Origin of the sequence: Shimia sediminis, assembly GCF_003990645.1 — a bacterium.
In the GTDB taxonomy this organism is placed as follows: domain Bacteria; phylum Pseudomonadota; class Alphaproteobacteria; order Rhodobacterales; family Rhodobacteraceae; genus Shimia; species Shimia sediminis.
Genome location: NZ_RYZK01000007.1, coordinates 116,495 through 135,633 on the forward strand (window position 1 = coordinate 116,495; position 19,139 = coordinate 135,633).

Genomic DNA, 19,139 nt, shown 5'->3' on the forward strand with positions numbered 1-19,139 from the left:
GAACGGAAGTTGGCAAGTCATATGACCTGAAAATTTGGAGGAAAGCAGTGCAAAAAGGCCAAGTTGATCTGGACCGTCTGGACCACCGGATTCTCGAAGTGCTGACCTCCGAGGGGCGCCTCTCTGTCACCGATCTGGCCAAACGCATCGGCCTGTCCAAAAGCCCGACCCAGGCCCGCCTCAAACGGCTCGAGGCCGAAGGCGTCATCGCCGGGTATCAGGCGCTGGTTGACCCGATCCGGCTGGGGCTGGACCATGTGGCCTTTGTCGAGGTCAAGTTGTCCGACACCCGCGAGGCCGCCCTTCGCGCGTTCAACGGGGCCGTGGCGCAGATCGGCGAGATTGAACAGGCGCATATGATTGCCTCGAATTTCGACTACCTGCTCAAGGTGCGCACGCGCGACATGCTCGCCTATCGCACTGTTCTGGCAGAAAAAATTTCGACCCTTCCTTTTGTATCCAACACCTCGACCTATGTGGCGATGCAGGCGGTCAAGGAAACTGCTCTCGGGGATGTGACTTGATCGGCGCGTAAATCCTGGCACCTTTATGCCATGAGACACCTCGCAATTGTCCTGATATCCACTCTCCTGGCCGCGCCTGCGGCCGCCTCGGAGTGCCCGGCTCCTCCAGATCACTCCGAGGCCACGGACGCACTGATTGAACAGATCAAGGTCGCCCCGGACGCGCGCACGGCAAAAATCATCTCCAATGACCTCTGGCAATATTGGGCCGATGCCCCGGACGAGGTGGCGCAGGAAATCCTCGATCAGGGGATGGAAAAACGCGCGGCCTGGGATCTTCTGGGCGCGGTGGCCGACTTTGACCGTCTCGTCGCCTATTGCCCGAACTACGCCGAAGGCTACAACCAGCGCGCTTTTGCCCATTTCCTGCGTCAGGATTTTGCCGCCGCCCTGCCGGATCTGGACCGCGCCATCGAACTGTCGCCCCGCCATATCGGGGCGCTGTCCGGCCGTGCGCTCACCCTGATCGGCTTGGGCAAAGAGGCCGAGTCGCAAGCCGCTCTTGCGGCAGCGCTTGCGCTCAATCCCTGGCTGCCTGAACGCAGTCTTCTGAAAACTCCTCCGGGCGAAGACCTCTGAGTTTTCGGACCTTTACACCTGCGTTTCACAAGCTATTGTCCCGCGCACTGGACCTCGCCCGCGTGGTGGAATGGTAGACACAGGAGACTTAAAATCTCTAGGCCCGAAGGGGCCGTGCCGGTTCGAGTCCGGCCGCGGGTACCAGTCACATCTTTCTTGCATCACCTGCAGTGTTCCCTGACGAGCACAGGCCATGGTTTCGCAGCCCCCAAAACCGGCAGACGGCCGGATCGCAACCTTTTGTTAACCCCTAGCTGGAACCCTGCGGGAAACTGAGGGTACCCCATGATTCATCCCGTGATCCTGGCCGGCGGTTCCGGCACCCGGCTTTGGCCTGTCTCGCGCAAGAGCTATCCCAAGCAATTCGCCAATCTGGTCGGTGGTGAGACGTTGTTTCAACGCACCCTGAACCGGGTGGCCGGTCCCGGGTTTGCCGCGCCGATGGTGATCACCGGCGAAGACTATCGCTTTATCGCGCAGCATCAGACCAAGGCGGTTGAGGTCACCCCCGCTGAACTGGTGATTGAACCCATGCCACGCAACACGGCGGCTGCGGTTCTGACGGCTGCACTCCTGCGCCGGGATACGCCTGACGCCTTGTTGTTGGTCCTGCCCAGCGACCACATGATCGCCGACGACCGCGCCTTTCTGAAAACCCTGTCGCGCGCCGCCGAGGGGGCGCAGACCGGCGCCATGGTGGCCTTTGGCGTGACGCCCGGGATCGCTGCACCGGGGCTTGGGGGTTTCATGGTTTCAAAGGGGCAGGATACCTTGACCGCATCGGAGTTTGTTGAAAACCCGGATGCTGTGCGCGCGCAGGATATGGTGGACGACGACGCATGGCTGTGGAACGCGGGCATCTTCCTGTCGCGGGTCGATGCCATTCTTCAGGCCTTTGACAAACATGCCCCCGGGATGCGCGCCCCGGTCGAGGCCGCCCTGGCCCTTGGCGCAGAGGACCTTGGGTTTCACCGCCTGGCACAGGATGCCTTTGCCCGTTGTCCCGAGATGTCGTTTGAACAGGCCATTCTCGCGCCGCTTGCGACCTGCAGGGCCGTCCGGCTTGACTGTGGATGGTCCGACATCAGCACCTGGCAGGCTCTGAAAGAGGGCGGCACAGCGGATGCGGCGCAGAACGTGACCTCGGGCAATGCCACCGCCATCAACTGCACGGGATCGCTACTCAAATCCGACAATCCCGACACGCGGCTGGTTGGGCTGGGTCTGAATGACATCGTCGCCGTGGCCACCGATGACGGCATCCTTATCAGCGACATCGCCCATAGCGCCGAGGTTGGCACCATCGTGCAAACCCTCCGCGCCGAGGGCGCGCCACAGGCGGATGGATTTCGCCGCTGTCACCGGCCCTGGGGCTACTCTGAAACCCTGTCGCTGGGTCCGCGTTTTCAGGTCAGGCGCATCATGGTCGAACCGGGCGCGCGGCTGTCCTTACAGGCCCATGTTCACCGCGCCGAACATTGGGTAGTGGTCAGTGGCTCTGCCCGGGTGACGGTGGGCGACGACGTGCACCTGCTGACCGAAAATCAAAGCACCTATATCCCGCTCGGCACCATGCATCGTCTTGAAAACCCGGGAAAATTGCCGCTGCACCTGATCGAGGTGCAATCGGGCTGCTACCTTGGCGAAGACGACATCACCCGCTACGAGGACCTCTACGAGCGGACCGCCGTGGCCTGAAGCGTCTCAGGACATACACCAGCCCCGCTCAGACGGTCTTGAGCGTCACCACCCGACGCGGATCATCGGCATTGCCGGTGTTCACCGTGCTGGCAGGTTCAAACAGCAGAACCTCGCAAACACCGTCCAGCGCCACGGGGCAATGTTCGACCCCATGCGGCACAATGATGAACTCGCCCGCGTTGACGATTTCATCGCGGTCACGGAATTTCATCATCATCCGGCCCCTGTGCACCAGGAACAGCTCATCCTCATGGGTGTGATGGTGCCAGACAAATTCGCCTTCAAGCTTGACCAGCTTGACCATCATGTCATTGACCTGCCCTGCAACACGCGGACTCCAAACCTCTGAAAAGGCGTCGAAACTCTGGCTGAGGTTCTTTGGAGCGTGCGGCGACAGGTGCTGGTTCACCCCGGCCACGTCCCGCTGGATCGAGCGCAGCTGGGTCTCCAGTTCGGGGCTGTCCGCCGGATAATCCCCATCCAGCGCAGCCGTGCCGATGGTAAACCCCGCCGCCCCTGAGCGGCGCACGTTTTCTATGCGCTCCTTGCTGCCGATCGAGCCCGCCATGATCACAGGCTTGTCCACCGCCGCACAGACCGCCGCCATCAGCCCGGTCACATTCTCTTTCGAGCGATAGGCCAAAAGATCCAGCCCATGCACACCGTCCCGCGCGGCCAGGGCAATGGCGCTCTCGACCACCGCGTCAATCGATCCGGCCAGAACGCTGGGATGACCCACGATGGTGCCCGGAAAGGGGAAATACTGGATCCCCGTGCCCGCAAGGATCGGCAGAACCGCCTCTACATGGGTGCCACCCAGCAGGATATCGACGCCAATATCCACCGCCGCCCGGGCCGAGGCCACCTCGCTCTCCTTGTCCAGCGACACCACCTCAAGGTAGCTGGTCGCGCCACCCGTCTTGATCGCGCGGTTCAGCTGTTTCAGGCGCTCAAACGGCAGGCCGACATCCTTAAAGCCGATGTGATGCACCCCAGCGGCAAGGGCGGTTTTCAGATGCGTTTCCGCATCTTCGACCGTCTGGTCGTTGCGGGTCAGCATAAAAATGAAACGTAGCCCCATCAGGCTGATCCTTTCTGCAGAACAAAGGTCCTGCAGAAACATATATGCGTCGGGGCCGCACATGCCAGTGAAGATGCGGTGACTTGCCCATGGCGGGGGTAGGTCGGACAATCTTGTCCGACCTACGAGGGCAGGGCAGATATCAGCGTTTTTCGTCGAGAAACCCGCGCGCCTGTTCCGAGGTCTCGAAAATATGCGGGCGGGCGTCGGGGAAAACTTCGCGCAGTTTCATGCGCATGAACGCCGAGCCGGAATAGCGCGACACGGTGTTGTAGAACCGCGCGTCCAGATCCGCGACCATGCGCGCCCAGTCGTTTTCCAGCGTCTCATCGATCGAAAAGCCGTCGTAATTCACCACCACGTCAACGGGCTGCGCCAGCGGAGCACAGGCCGCCGCCACCAGGTCGCCCACACGCACCACTTCGGCCGCGGTGCGCACGCGCATCTTCTCAAAGTTCAGGTAGAGACGCCCGGCCTCGGCATCGACGGCAATGCGGTCGGGCAGGTCCAGATGCAGCAGGTCCGTGCGCAGGTCCATCTCCTCGGGGCGGAAAATACGCGCGTCCATCACACGCAGCTCGTCGATGATCGGGGCGCTGTCCATATGCGCAAGAATGTCACGATCCAGATCAACCCCGGGCGCGATTTCCACCAGCGCCAGACCCTTGGGCGTCAGTTCAAAAACACAGCGCTCGGTGACGTATAGCACCGGCTGACCCAGCCGCGCCGCGCGCGGGCCGGAAAAGGTGACCTGTTCCACCGCGTGCAGCAGTTTGCGCGCCATGCCCTCCGAGGTGATCGACAACTGCCCATCCGCGACTTCAATCGCCAGCCCCTTGGCGGTGAAGGTGCCGGCAAAGACCAGACGTCGCGCGTTCTGCGAGATGTTGATAAAGCCACCGGCCCCCGCCAGACGCGGACCAAAGCGCGACACATTGACGTTGCCCAACCCATCGGCCTGCGCCAGCCCAAGGCACGCCATGTCGAGGCCTCCGCCGTCGTAAAAGTCGAACTGGTTGTTCTGTGGGATCACCGCATCGGTGTTGATCGCCGCGCCAAAATCCAGCCCCGAAGCAGGCTGCCCACCAATCACGCCGGGTTCCGCCGTCAGCGTGACATGCTCCAGCAACCCCTCTTCGGCGGCCACGGCGGCGACCCCCTCGGGCATCCCGATCCCGAGGTTCACCACACCGTTGACCGGCAGCTCAAAGGCACAGCGCCGCGCGATAATCTTGCGCGCATCCAGCGGCATCGGGGGAATTTCGCCCTCGGGTGAACGGATGCGGTTGGTAAAACCCTGGCTAAAGGCGGTGGCATAGGTCTGCATGTGATGCTCGGGTGCCGCCACAACCACCGCGTCGACCAGAATGCCGGGGATATGCACATCGCGGGCGGGCAGGGTATGGGCGCGGGCAATGCGCTCGACCTGCACAATCACCACGCCGCCTGCGTTCTTGACCGCCATGGCCTGTGCGAGGTTGTCGATCAGCAGCGCCTCGCGTTCCATGGTGATATTGCCCGCCTCATCCGCCGTGGTGCCACGCAGCAGGGCGACGGTCAGACGGGGGGCGGGGTAGAACAGCATTTCTTCGCCGCGAATTTCCATCAGCTCGACCTGTGGTTCGGTGCTGATGTCGTTCACAGCGCCGCCGCCATTGCGCGGATCGACAAAGGTGTCCAGCCCCACATGGGTCAGCATCCCCGGCTTGCCCGCGGCGGCATCGCGGAACAATTGGCTGATACAGCCCTGCGGCAGGTTCCAGCCCTTGATCTTGCCCTGGATGGCAAGCGCCGCAACCTTGGGGATCAACCCCCAGTGCCCGCCCACGACCGAAGACAACAGCCCCTCATGCCCCAGCCGGTTCAGGCCCCGGTCCTTGCCGTCGCCCTGACCTGCGGCAAACACCAGCGACAGGTCGCGGGGATGGCCGGTCTCAAGAAAACGCGCCTCAATCGCTTCCAACAAGCCATCAGGCACGCCAATGCCGACAAAGCCCGAGGTGGTGAGGGTGTCGCCGTCCTGAACAAGGGCGGCGGCTTCGGCGGGAGAGACCACTTTGCGTTTCATGCGCACACCATGGCGCGGCGCGGGGGCATCCGTCAATTTTGTAGAAATACGACCCGTAGTTCTGCGGGATCAGCGGGCCGGGAACAGGCGCAGGAACAGCCCGCGCGGCAAAAATCGACCCAGCCGGAACAGCCACGAAAACACGGTCGGAAAGGCGGTGGCAAAGCGGCGGCTTTCGATGGCGCAGAGTGTGCGGCGGGCGGCCTCTTCGGGCGACAGGATAAAGGGCATCTCGAACTGGTTCTTTGCCGTCAGACGCGTGCGGATGAAGCCCGGATTGATCTGTTTCACGACCAGTCCGGTGCCGCGCAGATCGGCCTGCAGGTTTTCTGCCAGATGCATCAACGCCGCCTTTGAGGCGCCATAACCGATGGCACCGGGCAGGCCGGTATAGCCCGCAAGCGAGCCGATCAGCACGATATGCCCCCGGTTCTGCTGCAGCATCGGTGGCAGCGCATGGGCCAGCACATCCAGCGCCCCGGTGAAATTGGCGCGCACCATCCGCGTCACCTGCTCGGCGGTCCAGTCCTGCGCCCGCATCGGGTCGTATTGGCCGACGCAATATATCATGCCGTCCACCTCTCCGGCCGCCTCGGTGGCCGCACCGCAGGCCTCGGCGTCGGTCACGTCAAAGGGCACCGCGCGCGCGTCCGTCAGCGTGGTGGCAAGGTCCTGCAACCGGTTTGCGCCGCGCGCCGACAGGATCAGCCGCGCGCCGCGTGCGTCCAGCGCCCGGGCCAGGGCGCGGCCCAACCCTTCGCTGGCCCCGATGATCCACCATGTCTTGCCCTTGAACAGATCAGTCATCCGCAGGCCTCATGGTGGCGGTCAGCTCGGCCACCTTGATGCCGAACTTGCGCAATTCCGAGCGGTTGAGGATGGTGCCGTTCTCCATCAGGTACAACCAGTCGGTGACGCTCAGCACATGGCCCCCGGCGGCTTCGGTCAGCCGGATGCGATAGGTCATCGACAGCGTCGCGCCCGAGATCTGCCCCTCTGCCACCCCGATGATGTCGTCCGCGGTGGCGGTGAATCTGCCATTCTCGCCCAGCGTCAGGAACCACTTGCGCTCTTGCGTGCTGCCGTTGTCATAGCGAAAGCTTTCGGCCAGCGTCCCGGTGTTGCCATCCCATGCGCCCGTCATATCCGCCACAAAGCGCGAGGCGAGCCGCCCGTTGGGGCCGTGGATCATGCCTTCGGAAATGATCGGCCCGTTCAGATGTGTCTGGATGTCAAAGGCGGGTCCGGTGGCAGCATAGTGGTCCGGTTTCTGGTGACGAAACGACAGACCCGGCCGCCACAGCGCAAGGATCAGGATCACGACCGTCAGGATAAGCACGAGTTTCATGGGGTGAAAACCTCTTGGGGAAGACGAAAAACAAGGGTGATGGCGACCAGCTTGATCAGGCAGGGCAGCACCGCATAGGCCAGGGTAAGCGTTTGCAGCGCGTCAGGGCTGTTGACCGCGCCGGGCTGGAAACCGGCGGCGTCGAGCACGGGCAGCAACAACGCTGCGGCCAGTGCCAGCGCCAGTTTCCCGGCGAGAAACCAAAGGCCAAAGGCCTGGCCCGCCTTCAGGCCCGCGCGATCCAACGCGGCGGAAAACAGAACCGGCAACAACACCATGTCCGCCCCCAACGCCGCGCCTGACCCGATGCAGATCAACGCAAACGGCAGGGCATGTCCCGCGGGCAGCAAGGCGGCCCAGACAAAACTGGCGATGGCCAGCGTCATGGCGATCAGCAGGGCGGGGCGCACGCCCTTGCGCGCGCTCAGCCGTGTCCAGAGCGGCACCGACAGACCTGCCGCGAGGAAAAACAGAACCAGAAACCCGCCCGCCTGACGGATCAGGCCCAGCCGGTCTTCGACAAAAAACAGGAACAATGTCGAGGTCATCGCCACTGGCAGTGCATTGATCAATGCAAGACCCAGCAACCGCGAGGCGCCAGATCGGTGCAGATCTGCAAAGGTCAGCGTGCCGGAAGGCTTCGGCGCGACAGTCCACAGCGACCTCGTGCGCAGATAGACCACCGCGCAGATCAGCGCCAACGCCATCCCGTAAATGGCAAATCCGCCCTCCGAGCCAAACAGCGCCATCAGCGCGACGGGCGCAAGCGCGGCAAGAATCACGCCACTCAGCGCGCCCGCCTCGCGAAAGCCCGCCAGCCTGAGCAGCGCATCCGATGTCGGCGCGAGCGCCGTGCTTTGCCCGTAAAACAGGATCGCGGCAAGACTGTAACAGGTGAACAGCACCACCAGCGACAGCACCAGCCATGCGGTTGGGTCCAGCAGCGGTGGCAGCGAGAACAGCATCAGAAACCCCAACCCCATACCAAGCGCCCCGATCATCGCAAACCGCGCCAGCTGTGCAGGATACCTGTCAACCAGCCAGCCTAGGGCGGGGTCCTGCACGAAATCCATCACCCGGATGGCAATCAGGATACCGCCCACCGCCCCCAGGCTCAGCCCCAGCTCTGCCGTCGCATAGCGCGGCAGGTGGATATAGAGCGGCAGGCTCGCGGCGGCGAGCATCAGCGAAAAGAGGCTGACGTTCAGATTCATTACTGGCCCTTCAACTGCGGCCCCAACCGGGCCACGCGGCTTTCCGGGGCCAGCCAGATGCCAAAGAACCGTTTCTGAATGCCCGCAGTGGTCAAGGCACAGACCTTGCGACCATTCAGCCAGATCGTGATCGTATCCGCCCCGGTCGAGGTGGCGGTGATCTCGTCGCCCTTTTTCACATCGCTGTAACAGGTGGCCAGATCGGCGCGCAGCCCCGCGTCACCGCTGCGGGTGCCGCTGATGCGGGTGATTTCCTGCATCGTGGCATCGGTCAGCTGATCGGCGGAAAACCCACGCCGATAGGTCAGCCGCAGCGCCATCGGCGCCTGCCAGCGAAAATCCACCCCGCCCGGCGTGTAAAGCTCGGCGTCATAGATGGCGATCCCGAGATAGCGAATGGTGGCGCTGCCCAGCCGCTCGGGGTTTTGCAGACCGGTGCGGGCCACGTCCGCATGGGCCTTGCCCATCAGCATTGCGACCATCAACAACAGCGAAAGCGTGGTGATGCGCAAAGTGTCTGTCAGATGTCTACGCATGGGCCATCTCCACTTGCAGAACGTTGGTCTGGCCCACCGCAAAGGTGCCCGCGCAAAGTTCCAGATAATACCGCCAGTTGCGCAGAAAGGCGTCGTCATAGCCCAACCCACGGATGCGATCGGCCTGTGCCATCAGCCGCTCTGCCCAGATGCGGCAGGTCAGCGCATAGTCCTGACCAAAGGCAAAAACGTCATTCACCCGCATCCCGGCCTTGCGGGCCTGCTCGCGAATGGTCTGCTCCGACAAGAGCATGCCGCCGGGAAAGGTGTACTGGCGGATATAGTCGGAATTGGTGCGATAGGTCTCGAAATAGCCGTCATCCACGGTGATTGCCTGAATGACCGCGCGCCCGTTGCCGGACAGGTTGCGCTTCAGCGTTGCGAAATAACTTGGCCAATAGCGCTCGCCCACAGCCTCGACCATCTCGATCGAGACGATATTGTCGAACTGCCCGTGGGTCTTGCGATAGTCCTGCAACAGGATTTCGGCGCGCCCATCCAGCCGCGCATCGGCATAGCCGCGCTGGCTGGGGGAAATGGTGATGCCGGTGACAGTGCGGCCCTGTTCCGCTGCCCGGTCGGCAAAACCACCCCAGCCACAGCCGATTTCCAGCACCTGCTCCCCCTTGGACAAACGGCTCAGCACGCGGTCGTACTTGCGGTTCTGGGCGCGCTCCAGATCATTGTCGCCATGCTCGAACAGGGCCGAGGAATAGGTCATGCCGTCATCCAGCCACAGCCGGTAGAACTCGTTGCCCACATCGTAATGCGCGCGAATGTTGCGCGCGGCCCCGCGCTCGGAATTGGCGCGCAGGATACGGTCGATGGCGCGCATTTTCAGCGTTTGCAAGGCACTGGGGCGTGAAAACGTGCCCAGCGTGTCGCGGTTCTTCAGCGCAAAGCCGATCAGGTCTTCGATGGACGAACTCTCCCACAGGCCCGCGACATAGGTCTCGCCCAGCCCGATGTCGCCGCGCGCCGCAATCGAGGTCACGGTGGACCAGTCGCGGATATGCAGGTCAGCCTCAAAGCCCGAGGTGCCGAAATCGTGGGTCTCGCCCTCGGGGGTGGTCAGGCGCAACCGGCCGTGATCCAACCGCGCGCAGGTCTCAAGAAAGTCGTGTTTGACCCGGTTGGTGATGAAACGCATCAGCTGATCTCCTGTTGGGGTGGGGTCGGACGGCGGCGAAACGGCGCGCCCTTCAGTTTCAGTTTTGCGGCCTGCCAGTAGATCAGACCGAGGGTGCGCAAGGGCGCGATGGGGCGGCGCAGAACGCCGGTCAGGATGGCACGATTGGTCAGTGGCTGACGCGCGCCAGACAGCGTGGCGATCACCCCGTCAGCACCGTTTTCATGGGTGATGCGGATGCTGATCGCGTCGTCGCGAATGTTGAAACGAAAGCTGTAGCGCCCCGAAACCTGCTGGAAAGGCGAGACATGGAACAGTTTCTCAGCGCGCAGCGTCTCTGCCGCGGTGATCGGGGCAAAGCCGGGCAGGTGGCAGAGATATGAATGCCGCTCGCCAAAGGTGTTGTTGACCTCGGCGATCACCGCCGTGAGATCATCGCCCTCATAAGCCAGCCAGAAGCTGACCGGGTTAAAGACCTTGCCCAGGAACGTCGGTTGCGTCAGCAACAGGATGCGTTTGAACGGCACGCCGGCGCAGGAGAGCACCTGCTCAGCCCAGGCAACGCCCCGGCCTTCGCCACGTTTGCCGCCGTGATTCCTGTCGCGCACCGAGGCAAGGTTGAAGCGGTTGCGCGAAAACAGCGCCGGACCAAGGGACGCACGCGGATCAATCAGCACAAAATCAATGCTGTAGGTAAAGGCGTTCTTTACCGATCCGCGTCGCGCATGGGTGGTCGAGCCCGCGATATGATCCGGCCATTGGCTCATGCCGCCACACCGATGGCGGCGCTGCGCCGGTCCAGCGCCCGCGCCACGCGCACGGCGCTGGCAAACCCGTCCTCGTGGAACCCATGGCGCATCCAGGCCCCGGCAAACCACGTGTTGTTCTGACCCTGCATCTCCGCCAGCCGTGTCTGCGCCGACAGGGCCGGACCATCAAACACCGGGTGGCGAAAGACGTTGTGGTCGTAAATCAACTCTTCGCGCACCTCAGAATATGGGTTCAGCGAGATGAACATGGGATCATTCTCGGGAATGTTTTGCAGGCGGTTCATCCAATAGGTTACGCCGATCTCGGGGCGGTCATCCACCGCCCGCGCCTTATAGACCCAGGACGCCCAGCAATTGCGCCGCCGCGGCATCTGCGCCGGATCACGGTGCAGGATCACGGTGTTGTCCTGAAACCGCACAGCGCCCAGGGCCGCGGTCTCGGCGGTTGTGGGCTGCGCCAAGAGCTTCAGCGACTGGTCCGGGTGGCAGGCCAGGATCACCTCGTCAAACCGCTCTGCACCACGGTCCGAGTGCACGGTCACGCCGCTTTCGTCCCGGTCCACACGGGCTACGGGCGTTGCGGTGCGCAGATCGGTGCCCAACCGGGTCAGATGCGCGGCGAGGCGGGTGACATATTCGATACTGCCGCCCTTGACCGTCCACCACTGGTGCTGCCTGCGCTCCAGCAGCGAATGGTTGCGGAAAAAGCTGACCAGCGTGCGCGCCGGGAAATCGCGAATGCCCTCGGTGGGCGTCGACCAGATCGCGCCGCAAATCGGCATCAGGTAATAGCGCTGGAACCAGTCGCCCAGCTTCAACTCTCTCACGAGGTCGGCAATCGACACGTCATCGGTTTTGGCCACAGCCTCGGCGTGGGTGTTAAAGGCCACGATGTCGCGCACCATCCGCGCGAAAGCAGGCCGCGCGATGTTGCGGCGCTGGGCAAACAGCGCGTTGATCGAATACAGCGCATATTCCACCGCCCCGTCATCAATCGTTGCGCCGAAACTCATGTCGCTTTTTTCGATCGGCACGTTCAGATCGCGGAACATCCCCGTCAGGTGCGGATAATTCACATAGTTGAAAACGATAAACCCGGTGTCGACCGGCTGATCCCCGGTCCTGCCCGCCAGAATGGTGCGTGCATGGCCACCCAATCGCGGCGCGGCCTCGAACAGCGTCACCTCATGGGCTGGCGACAGCAAATAGGCCGAGGCCAGACCGGAAATGCCACCGCCGATAATGGCGACACGCTGACGGCGGGATTGTGGAAGATCGAATGACATGGTTTCTCCGCTTGTTTTCAGGGATTACGGGGCGGGTCTGGCACCGGATCAAAAAAAGAAAAAAATCTTTCCCGAGTGATCCAAACCCCGGCCCGCGCCGTAATGACCCCATGTTGAATGCGGCAACCTCGATACAGGACCGACCGCGCCCACCGGCCTCAGACCCGGTTGGGGCGTCGCCCGGGATGTCACAGGTCAGCGAACAGACGCAGTGGATGCTGTTGGTGCGCGATGCGCGTGACAAACAGGCCTTTGCGCGCCTGTTCGATCATTTTGCGCCGCGTTTGAAAGGTATGTTGATGCGGGGCGGGCTTCAGGCCGGTCTCGCCGAAGAGGTGGTACAGGACACGATGCTTTCGGTCTGGCACAAGGCACATCTGTTTGATCCCCACCGGGCGCAGGTCTCGGGGTGGGTCTATCAGATTGCGCGCAATCGCCAGATCGACGTGCTGCGCAAGGAACGCCGCCCTGTGCCCGAAGAACTGAAAGGTGACGATGTGCAAGAGGATGACGCCCTGCAGATCATCGCCCTCGAACAACAGACATCGCGACTGCGCGCGGCCTTGGCCCAACTGTCGCCGGAACAACGGGTGCTGGTCGAACAGGCCTATCTCGGCGATCTCAGCCATTCCGAGCTGCAGGGCCTCACCGGTTTGCCGCTGGGCACCATCAAATCACGCATCCGGCTGGGCCTGAAACGCCTGCGCCGCGAGTTGCAAAACAAGCAGACGACATGAGTGAAATCCGTCACCATATCCCCGACGACCTGCTGGCGGCCTATGCCGGCGGCAACCTGTCTTATGCCTTTTCCATGGTTGTGGCGGCACATGTGTCCATGTGTGTCGAATGCCGCGCGCAGCTCTCCAGCCACGAAACCGTGGGCGGCGCGCTGCTGGACGATGGCGACACGCCGTCGATCTCGCAGGCCATGCGCCAGAGCGTGTTTGCGCGGCTTGATGAGCCTGTGCCGGTGCCGCAATCTCCCCGCCGCATGGGGGTGTTTCCCGGCCCCGTGGCCCAGGCGCTGGGCTATGAAGACCCGCACTGGCGACGGATTGGCGGCAGCGTGCGCCAGACCCTGTTGCACCGGTCCGACAAGGACTCCGTGCGCCTTCTCTACATCCCGGCGGGGCAGGCGGTGCCGGATCACGGCCACAACGGGCTGGAACTGACACTGGTCCTGCAAGGGGCGTTTTCGGATGAAACCGGACAGTTTGGCGTCGGCGATGTCGAGGTTGCCGATGACAGTCTGGAACACACCCCCGTCGCATCCCCCGGAACGCCCTGTATCTGCCTTGCCGCCACCGACGCGCGCCTGCGCTTCAACGCCGTGGTGCCACGTCTGTTGCAGCCCGTTCTGGGTATCTGACCCAACTGGCGCAAACTCGCAAATCCCTGACCGGATCGCGCATGTCTTTGGACGGCACCATGCCCAGATCCATGGTGTCACCCAAACCCGAAGACCACGCGGTCGGCCTGGGGTCGCTGAGACCCAAGTGGCGGCGTGCTGGGGACGCAAAGGACCGCTTGTTTCGTTCGGGCAAAGGAAAAGGGGCTTCCGAGAGGAGCCCCTTTTCTGATTTCAGGTGGTGGCGGTGATCAGTCCCGCGTGCCCGCAAACCGCTCTTGCCACTCTTCACGTTCACCATCGGTGATCTTGCGGAATGTCACCTCCGGCACGGTAAAGGCATGGCCGGGGGCAAGGGTTTCCAGCGCCGCCGGAACATCGTCAGGCCAGCTCTCGTCCGTGGTCTGCATCGCCGCCATCAGCGCGTCCTTGGCATCCGGAATGAACGGCGAGGACAGGACCGCGTAAAGCCGGATCAGGTTCAGCGCCAGACGGATCTGCATCGCCGCAGTCTCCGGATCGGTCTTGAAGGTCGACCAGGGGGCGGCGTTTTGCAGGTACTCATTGCCTGCAACCCAGATCGCCCGCAGTTCCTGCGCTGACTTGCGCACTTCCATCGCGGCCATATGGCCCTCATAGGCGCGGATACGGGTGGTCAGCTCTTGGATCAGCGCCTTTTCAGTCTCCCCATAAGCCCCGCCCGCAGGCACGTCTTCGCCAAACTTCGAGCGGCAGAATTTCGTGACGCGGCTGACAAAGTTGCCCAGCACATCGGCCAGATCCTTGTTCACCGACTGCTGGAAATTCTCCCAGGTGAACTCACTGTCGCTGCTTTCCGGCGCATGGCTCAACAGCCACCAGCGCCAGTAATCCGCAGGCAGGATTTCCAGCGCCTGATCCATGAACACACCACGCCCGCGCGAGGTCGAGAACTGGCCGCCGTCATAGTTCAGATAGTTGAAGCTCTTGATGTAATCCACCAGCTTCCACGGCTCGCCCGACCCCAGAATGGTCGCCGGGAACGACAGCGTGTGGAACGGCACGTTATCCTTGCCCATGAACTGGGTATAGGTCACGTCATCGGCGCCCTTGTCAGTGCGCCACCAGCGTTCCCAGTCGCTGCCCTTGCCCGCGCCAACCCATTCCTGCGAGCAGGCAATGTATTCAATCGGCGCGTCAAACCAGACATAGAACACCTTGCCGTCCATGCCGGGCCAGACGTCGTCGCCCTTCATCACCGGCACACCCCAGTCAAGGTCACGGGTGATGCCACGGTCCTGCAACCCATCACCATCGTTCAGCCACTTGTTGGCGATCGAGGTGGTCAGGATCGGCCAGTCGGCTTTCGAGTCAATCCACGCCTGCAGCTTTTCGCGCATCTGGCTCTGGCACAGGAACAGGTGCTTGGTCTCGCGCTCTTCCAGATCGGTAGAGCCTGAGATGGTCGAGCGTGGGTTGATCAGATCGGTGGGGTCCAGCTGCTTGGTGCAGTTGTCGCACTGGTCGCCGCGCGCATCTTCAAAGCCGCAGTTGGGGCAGGTGCCCTCGATATAGCGATCCGGCAGAAAACGCCCGTCCGCGTTGGAATACATCTGCGTTTCACTGACTTCGCGGATCAGGCCCGCGTCATCCAGACGGGCCGCAAAATGCTGCGTCAGCTTGTGGTTCTCGGCGCTGGACGAGCGGCCAAAGTGGTCAAACGACAGCCGAAAGCCCTTGGCGATCTCGTCCTGCACGGCCCACATCTCGGCGCAATACTCCGCCACCGGCTTGCCCGCCTTGGCGGCGGCCAGTTCGGCCGGGGTGCCATGTTCATCTGTCGAGCACAGGAACAGCACCTCGTTGCCGCGGGCGCGCTGATAACGGGCAAACAGATCGGCAGGCAACTGGCTGCCCACAAGATTGCCCAGATGCTTGATGCCATTGATATAGGGAATGGCCGAAGTGATTAGGTGGCGCGCCATGTGTGATCCTCAGGTCTCGTCTTGCGTTTCGTCTAGCCCAAAGCGCAAGGCAGTGCCAGTAGGTTAAACGTCGCCCGGCCCCTGTCCGTTACGCTTTTCGCGTTGACGCCCCATCAGGCGACCAATGGTGAACGAGGTGCGCGGCGCATAGACATAGCGCGTGCGGTTACCACCCGAATCCCGGACCCGCATCCGGCTCAGACCAAAGACGATCAGAACCGCATGGCCCGCCGCGATCAGAATGAACAGCGCGGCAGGACCAAACCAGTCAATCAGGCCCGACGCGACAAGCGGCGCCGCAATGGCCCCAAGCGCGTAAAAGAACATCAGCGCCGCGGCCAGCTCGACCCGCTCCTCCGAGGTGGCAAAGTCGTTGGCGTGGGCCGACGCCACCGAATAGATCGGAAAGGCCGTGAGACCGAACAGCCCCGCATTCATCATGATGATCGTGGTGCTCGAAGGGCCAAGGAAAATGGTCACGAAACACGACAGGACCGCCGCCGCCGACAACCAGATCAGCACCCAGCGGCGGTCAAACTTGTCCGCCAGCCAGCCCACCGGGTATTGCGCCAGCGCGCCGCCCAGCACAAAGGCCGCAAGGAACCAGGCGATCTGGTCCGCCGCCAGCCCGACCTCAGCGCCATAAACCGGGCCGACCATGCGGAAACTGGCAGAACTCAGCGCCGCGACCACAACCCCCGCGGCGGCAAGGGGCGAGCTGGCCACCGCCAGCATTGGCCGCAGACGCGGGGCATCAGGGGTTTCGGGCTGTGCGGATTTCGACAGGGTCAGCGGCAAAAGCGCGGCACAACAGATGATGGCCAACAGGTTGTACGACACGTATGAGGCAGGCTCCAGCACGCTGATCACCATCTGCGCACAAAGCGACCCGCCCATGTCCACGATCCGGTAGGTGCCCATGGCACGGCCCCGTGTCTCGTTGGTGACCTTGGCCTGCAACCAGGCCTCGACCACCGTGTAACAGCCCGCCACGCACAGGCCCGATGCAATCCGCATCAAGGCCCAGCCCCAGGGGTCGATCCACAGAAAGTGGGCAATCAGGCTGATGGCCCCGGTGGCGGTAAAGGCCGCAAAGGCGCGCGAATGGCCCACGCTGCCCATCAGCCGGGGTGCCCACCAGCAGCCAATGAAAAAGCCCAGGAAATGCGCCGAGCCCAACAGACCGATCTGCGCCGTGCTGAACCCAAGGGTGATCCCCGACAGAACATCCAGCGGCCCCACACCTCCGGTGGCTAGCTGCATCAGAGCGACCGACAGGAACAGGGCAGAGAATGAAATCAGCATGCGCATAATGGCTCACCATGACGTGCTGAGACGGGGTGGCTAGTGCGAATTCGACGGGGCGGCGTCGTTTTTGGGTCTTTATGGGCAAATCCCCGCGCGGTTGCTGTTCTAACGCAGGATGCGCGCCACCAGCGCCGGGCTGATCCCGTAAAGCCGCCGCAACAGCCGCGCCTTGCCGACCCAGGTCTCGGGCCTGCGCGCGGCAAGGCCGTCCAGAATGGCCCCGGCGACCGCTTCCGGCGCGTCCTTGGGGGCCTCCCGGCCCCTGGTCATATCGGTCTCGACCAGCGCTGGCAGAACCTCGTTGATCAACAGGTCCGGCGCGTCCAGTGCCGCCTGATACCGCAGGGCCCGGGTGAAACTTCGCAGCCCGGCCTTGGTGGCGCAATAGACCGGCGCGCCGGTCTTGGGCGCCAGCGCCAGACCCGAGGTGACATTGCAGACAAAGCCCTGCGGGGCCGCCGCCAGTGCGGGCAAAAGCCGCTGGGTCAGCCGGATCGGCGCGCTCAGGTTCACCGCGATCTCGGCGTCGATCTGCGCCGTCTGCGCGTCCTGGCCCGGCACCAGCTGCATCTCGTGTTGCACCCCGGCATTGTTGATCACCCCGCAGAGCGGCAGATCGGCCACCGCCTCGGCCAGCGCGTCAACGGCCTCGGGCTGGCCCAGATCCGCCACGATCCCGCGCAGCGTAGGGGCGGTCTCGGCGCGCAACCGGTCCAGCGCCGCCGCATCGCGCGCCACCGCAACCACATGCGCGCCTCGTGCCACCAACGCCTCGCTCACGGCCCGTCCCAGCCCGCGTGAGGCCCCGGTAACTAGGATGGTCCGGTCCTGAAAGGGATCATTGTGCATTGTGGGCCTCGTGTTGTTGTGTTTGCCATTCCCTGCAATATGTGAGTAAATATTCATATTTTGTACTCGCATTGGGGGACCCTGTGCAAAGCCTTGCAAATCCACGAAAAAAGCCGCGCCAGCAGCGGTCCGAAGCCACGGTCGAGGCCATTTTGCAGGCCGCGGCTCGCATTCTGGTGCAACAGGGGCTGAGCGCGCTGAACACCAATGCCATTGCCGACCTTGCGGGCGTCAGCGTCGGCTCGCTCTATCAGTATTTCCCCAACAAAACCGCCATCATGGTCGCCCTGATCCGCCGCAAACGGGCGCGGCTTGTCGACGGGCTGCGCCAGGCCGCAGAGGCCCCGGCCGAGGATCTGACAGCGGCCCTGGACGCGCTGATCACCGCCACGATTCGCCACCAGATGGGCTGGCCGGAACTGTCTCAGGCGCTGGACCGGGCCGAGGTGTTCCTGCCGCTGGCCGAAGAGACGGCGGCGCTCAATCGTGAACTTGGCGGGCTTGTTGCCGGGGTGCTGGCGCGCCACGGCATTGCGGCGTCTCCACCCATGGTGGCGGATGTTCTGGCGCTGTGCCGGGGGATGATTGACGGCGCACTGATGCGGGACGATCTCGAGGATTTGCCCCGACGCGTGGGCGCGGCGCTGCGCGGGTATCTGGCGCTGCAGTGATCCTCTCGGGGCCAAGCGGTTTCAAAACCGCTTAAGCCGCTTGCAAGCGGCTTGCCCGCTCAGGCCGGAACCTTTTCCCGAACAGGGGACGTCACGCGGCCCTTGCCGGGCAACTCGGTCACTTGCCAGCTCTGCACCGGGGCGGTGCGGGCGCGCAGCCGGGTCAGCTGCCAGCGGCTGCGCTCTTCTCCATCGTCCTCCATGTGGTCCGGCTCCATCTGCCAGCGGGTCTCGATCCCCGGCGCGCCCCCCGTGCCCGGCGTCAGGAGCAATCCCGTCGGCGTCACCTTGCCCTCATCCGCGCCGGTTTCCGCCGCCAGATGCATGCGCCGCACCGCCGTCAGCCCCGGTGGCCCCGGAATATCCGCCACCACCAGTTCCACCAGCCCGGCGCGCAGCACCTCTTCCATGCTCCACAGCACATCCTCGGGGCGCAGCGGGCTGACAAAGATGAACCGGCCCGGATTGGTGAACCCCACCACCCCGTCAGGGTTCAGCTTTTGCGGCACCCAGGACGGCGCGATCCAGAAAATCGGCCCCTCGGTCTGGGCCGCCAGCCACAGCGCAAAGGTGGTCCGCGCGCGGCCACAGGCCTCGTGCAGGCGGGCGCGGGGCAGGGTCAGGCCATGGGCCAGTTGCAACTGCGGGCGATCCCGCCAGGGGGCGCGGTCAATCAGATGATGTACCATGGCCCCCACTATAGTATGTTCTCTATTTGTTCTCAATATCGGATCGCCGCAATTTTCACCGGATTTCCCTCTTG

At 63.3% G+C, this 19,139-nt stretch carries 19 protein-coding genes and 1 tRNA gene; 7 read left to right on the forward strand and 13 right to left on the reverse strand.

Translation table 11 applies throughout. The features are described 5' to 3' along the window. Positions 1-47: 47 nt before the first annotated feature. The 4 genes from EK369_RS15155 to EK369_RS15170 all read left to right on the forward strand — a co-directional run bounded on the left by EK369_RS15155 (position 48) and on the right by EK369_RS15170 (position 2,801). Positions 48-524: an Lrp/AsnC family transcriptional regulator gene (locus EK369_RS15155; protein WP_235871438.1), complete on the forward strand. Its 477-nt coding sequence runs from the start codon at positions 48-50 to the stop codon at positions 522-524. Positions 525-554: 30 nt separating this feature from the next. Then, entirely contained in the window at positions 555-1,103 is a 549-nt protein-coding gene (locus EK369_RS15160) for a tetratricopeptide repeat protein (protein WP_127115116.1), read from the forward strand. A gap of 56 nt (positions 1,104-1,159) precedes the next feature. Continuing rightward, positions 1,160-1,247: transfer RNA gene (locus EK369_RS15165), tRNA-Leu, on the forward strand. 141 nt (positions 1,248-1,388) lie between these two features. Continuing rightward, positions 1,389-2,801, forward strand: coding sequence for a mannose-1-phosphate guanylyltransferase/mannose-6-phosphate isomerase (locus EK369_RS15170; protein WP_127115117.1), 1,413 nt, complete (start codon positions 1,389-1,391; stop codon positions 2,799-2,801). Positions 2,802-2,829: 28 nt separating this feature from the next. Here the strand turns inward: EK369_RS15170 and EK369_RS15175 are convergent, their stop codons facing one another. The 9 genes from EK369_RS15175 to EK369_RS15215 form a co-directional block, all read right to left on the reverse strand. After that, the gene (locus tag EK369_RS15175; RefSeq protein WP_127115118.1) at positions 2,830-3,885 is read right to left on the reverse strand and encodes a cupin domain-containing protein; all 1,056 of its coding nucleotides are present in this window, start codon (positions 3,883-3,885) and stop codon (positions 2,830-2,832) included. Between the two features lie 142 nt (positions 3,886-4,027). Next, complete coding sequence (locus EK369_RS15180) at positions 4,028-5,953, reverse strand: acyl CoA:acetate/3-ketoacid CoA transferase (protein WP_127115119.1); 1,926 nt, start codon at positions 5,951-5,953, stop codon at positions 4,028-4,030. A gap of 69 nt (positions 5,954-6,022) precedes the next feature. Then, positions 6,023-6,760: an SDR family NAD(P)-dependent oxidoreductase gene (locus tag EK369_RS15185; protein ID WP_127115120.1), complete on the reverse strand. Its 738-nt coding sequence runs from the start codon at positions 6,758-6,760 to the stop codon at positions 6,023-6,025. Next, the gene (locus EK369_RS15190; protein ID WP_127115121.1) at positions 6,753-7,301 is read right to left on the reverse strand and encodes a DUF3833 domain-containing protein; all 549 of its coding nucleotides are present in this window, start codon (positions 7,299-7,301) and stop codon (positions 6,753-6,755) included. The genes EK369_RS15185 and EK369_RS15190 overlap by 8 nt, the downstream gene beginning before the upstream one ends. After that, on the reverse strand, positions 7,298-8,515 hold the full coding sequence (locus EK369_RS15195) for an MFS transporter (RefSeq protein ID WP_127115122.1): 1,218 nt from the start codon (positions 8,513-8,515) through the stop codon (positions 7,298-7,300). The genes EK369_RS15190 and EK369_RS15195 overlap by 4 nt, the downstream gene beginning before the upstream one ends. Beyond that, complete coding sequence (locus EK369_RS15200) at positions 8,515-9,051, reverse strand: chalcone isomerase family protein (protein WP_164727010.1); 537 nt, start codon at positions 9,049-9,051, stop codon at positions 8,515-8,517. Before EK369_RS15200 ends, EK369_RS15195 begins: the two co-directional genes overlap by 1 nt. Further along, complete coding sequence (locus EK369_RS15205; RefSeq protein WP_127115124.1) at positions 9,044-10,201, reverse strand: SAM-dependent methyltransferase; 1,158 nt, start codon at positions 10,199-10,201, stop codon at positions 9,044-9,046. The genes EK369_RS15200 and EK369_RS15205 overlap by 8 nt, the downstream gene beginning before the upstream one ends. Beyond that, positions 10,201-10,947: a DUF1365 domain-containing protein gene (locus tag EK369_RS15210; RefSeq protein ID WP_127115125.1), complete on the reverse strand. Its 747-nt coding sequence runs from the start codon at positions 10,945-10,947 to the stop codon at positions 10,201-10,203. Before EK369_RS15210 ends, EK369_RS15205 begins: the two co-directional genes overlap by 1 nt. Further along, on the reverse strand, positions 10,944-12,236 hold the full coding sequence (locus tag EK369_RS15215; protein WP_127115126.1) for an NAD(P)/FAD-dependent oxidoreductase: 1,293 nt from the start codon (positions 12,234-12,236) through the stop codon (positions 10,944-10,946). Before EK369_RS15215 ends, EK369_RS15210 begins: the two co-directional genes overlap by 4 nt. A gap of 110 nt (positions 12,237-12,346) precedes the next feature. Between EK369_RS15215 and EK369_RS15220 the strand changes: the two genes are divergently transcribed. Together EK369_RS15220 and EK369_RS15225 are read left to right on the forward strand one after the other, a co-directional pair. Beyond that, positions 12,347-12,973: a sigma-70 family RNA polymerase sigma factor gene (locus tag EK369_RS15220; RefSeq protein WP_438672166.1), complete on the forward strand. Its 627-nt coding sequence runs from the start codon at positions 12,347-12,349 to the stop codon at positions 12,971-12,973. Continuing rightward, positions 12,970-13,605 (forward strand): ChrR family anti-sigma-E factor, encoded by a 636-nt coding sequence (locus tag EK369_RS15225; protein ID WP_127115127.1) that lies wholly within the window; start codon positions 12,970-12,972, stop codon positions 13,603-13,605. The genes EK369_RS15220 and EK369_RS15225 overlap by 4 nt, the downstream gene beginning before the upstream one ends. Before the next feature lie 230 nt (positions 13,606-13,835). Here EK369_RS15225 and metG read toward each other — a convergent pair whose 3' ends face one another. From metG to EK369_RS15240, 3 genes are all read right to left on the reverse strand, one after another. Then, on the reverse strand, positions 13,836-15,548 hold the full coding sequence (metG, locus tag EK369_RS15230) for a methionine--tRNA ligase (protein ID WP_127115128.1): 1,713 nt from the start codon (positions 15,546-15,548) through the stop codon (positions 13,836-13,838). A gap of 63 nt (positions 15,549-15,611) precedes the next feature. After that, positions 15,612-16,859 carry an MFS transporter gene (locus EK369_RS15235; protein WP_127115129.1) on the reverse strand — a complete coding sequence of 416 codons (1,248 nt, stop codon included), beginning with the start codon at positions 16,857-16,859 and terminating at the stop codon, positions 15,612-15,614. Positions 16,860-16,961: 102 nt separating this feature from the next. Next, a complete protein-coding gene (locus tag EK369_RS15240; protein WP_164727011.1) occupies positions 16,962-17,705 on the reverse strand; it encodes an SDR family NAD(P)-dependent oxidoreductase in 744 nt (247 codons plus the stop codon). Between the two features lie 83 nt (positions 17,706-17,788). Between EK369_RS15240 and EK369_RS15245 the strand changes: the two genes are divergently transcribed. Beyond that, complete coding sequence (locus tag EK369_RS15245) at positions 17,789-18,376, forward strand: TetR/AcrR family transcriptional regulator (RefSeq protein ID WP_164727012.1); 588 nt, start codon at positions 17,789-17,791, stop codon at positions 18,374-18,376. A 59-nt stretch (positions 18,377-18,435) separates the two neighbouring features. Here EK369_RS15245 and EK369_RS15250 read toward each other — a convergent pair whose 3' ends face one another. Continuing rightward, positions 18,436-19,065, reverse strand: coding sequence for an ImuA family protein (locus EK369_RS15250; protein ID WP_127115132.1), 630 nt, complete (start codon positions 19,063-19,065; stop codon positions 18,436-18,438). Positions 19,066-19,139: the final 74 nt, after the last annotated feature.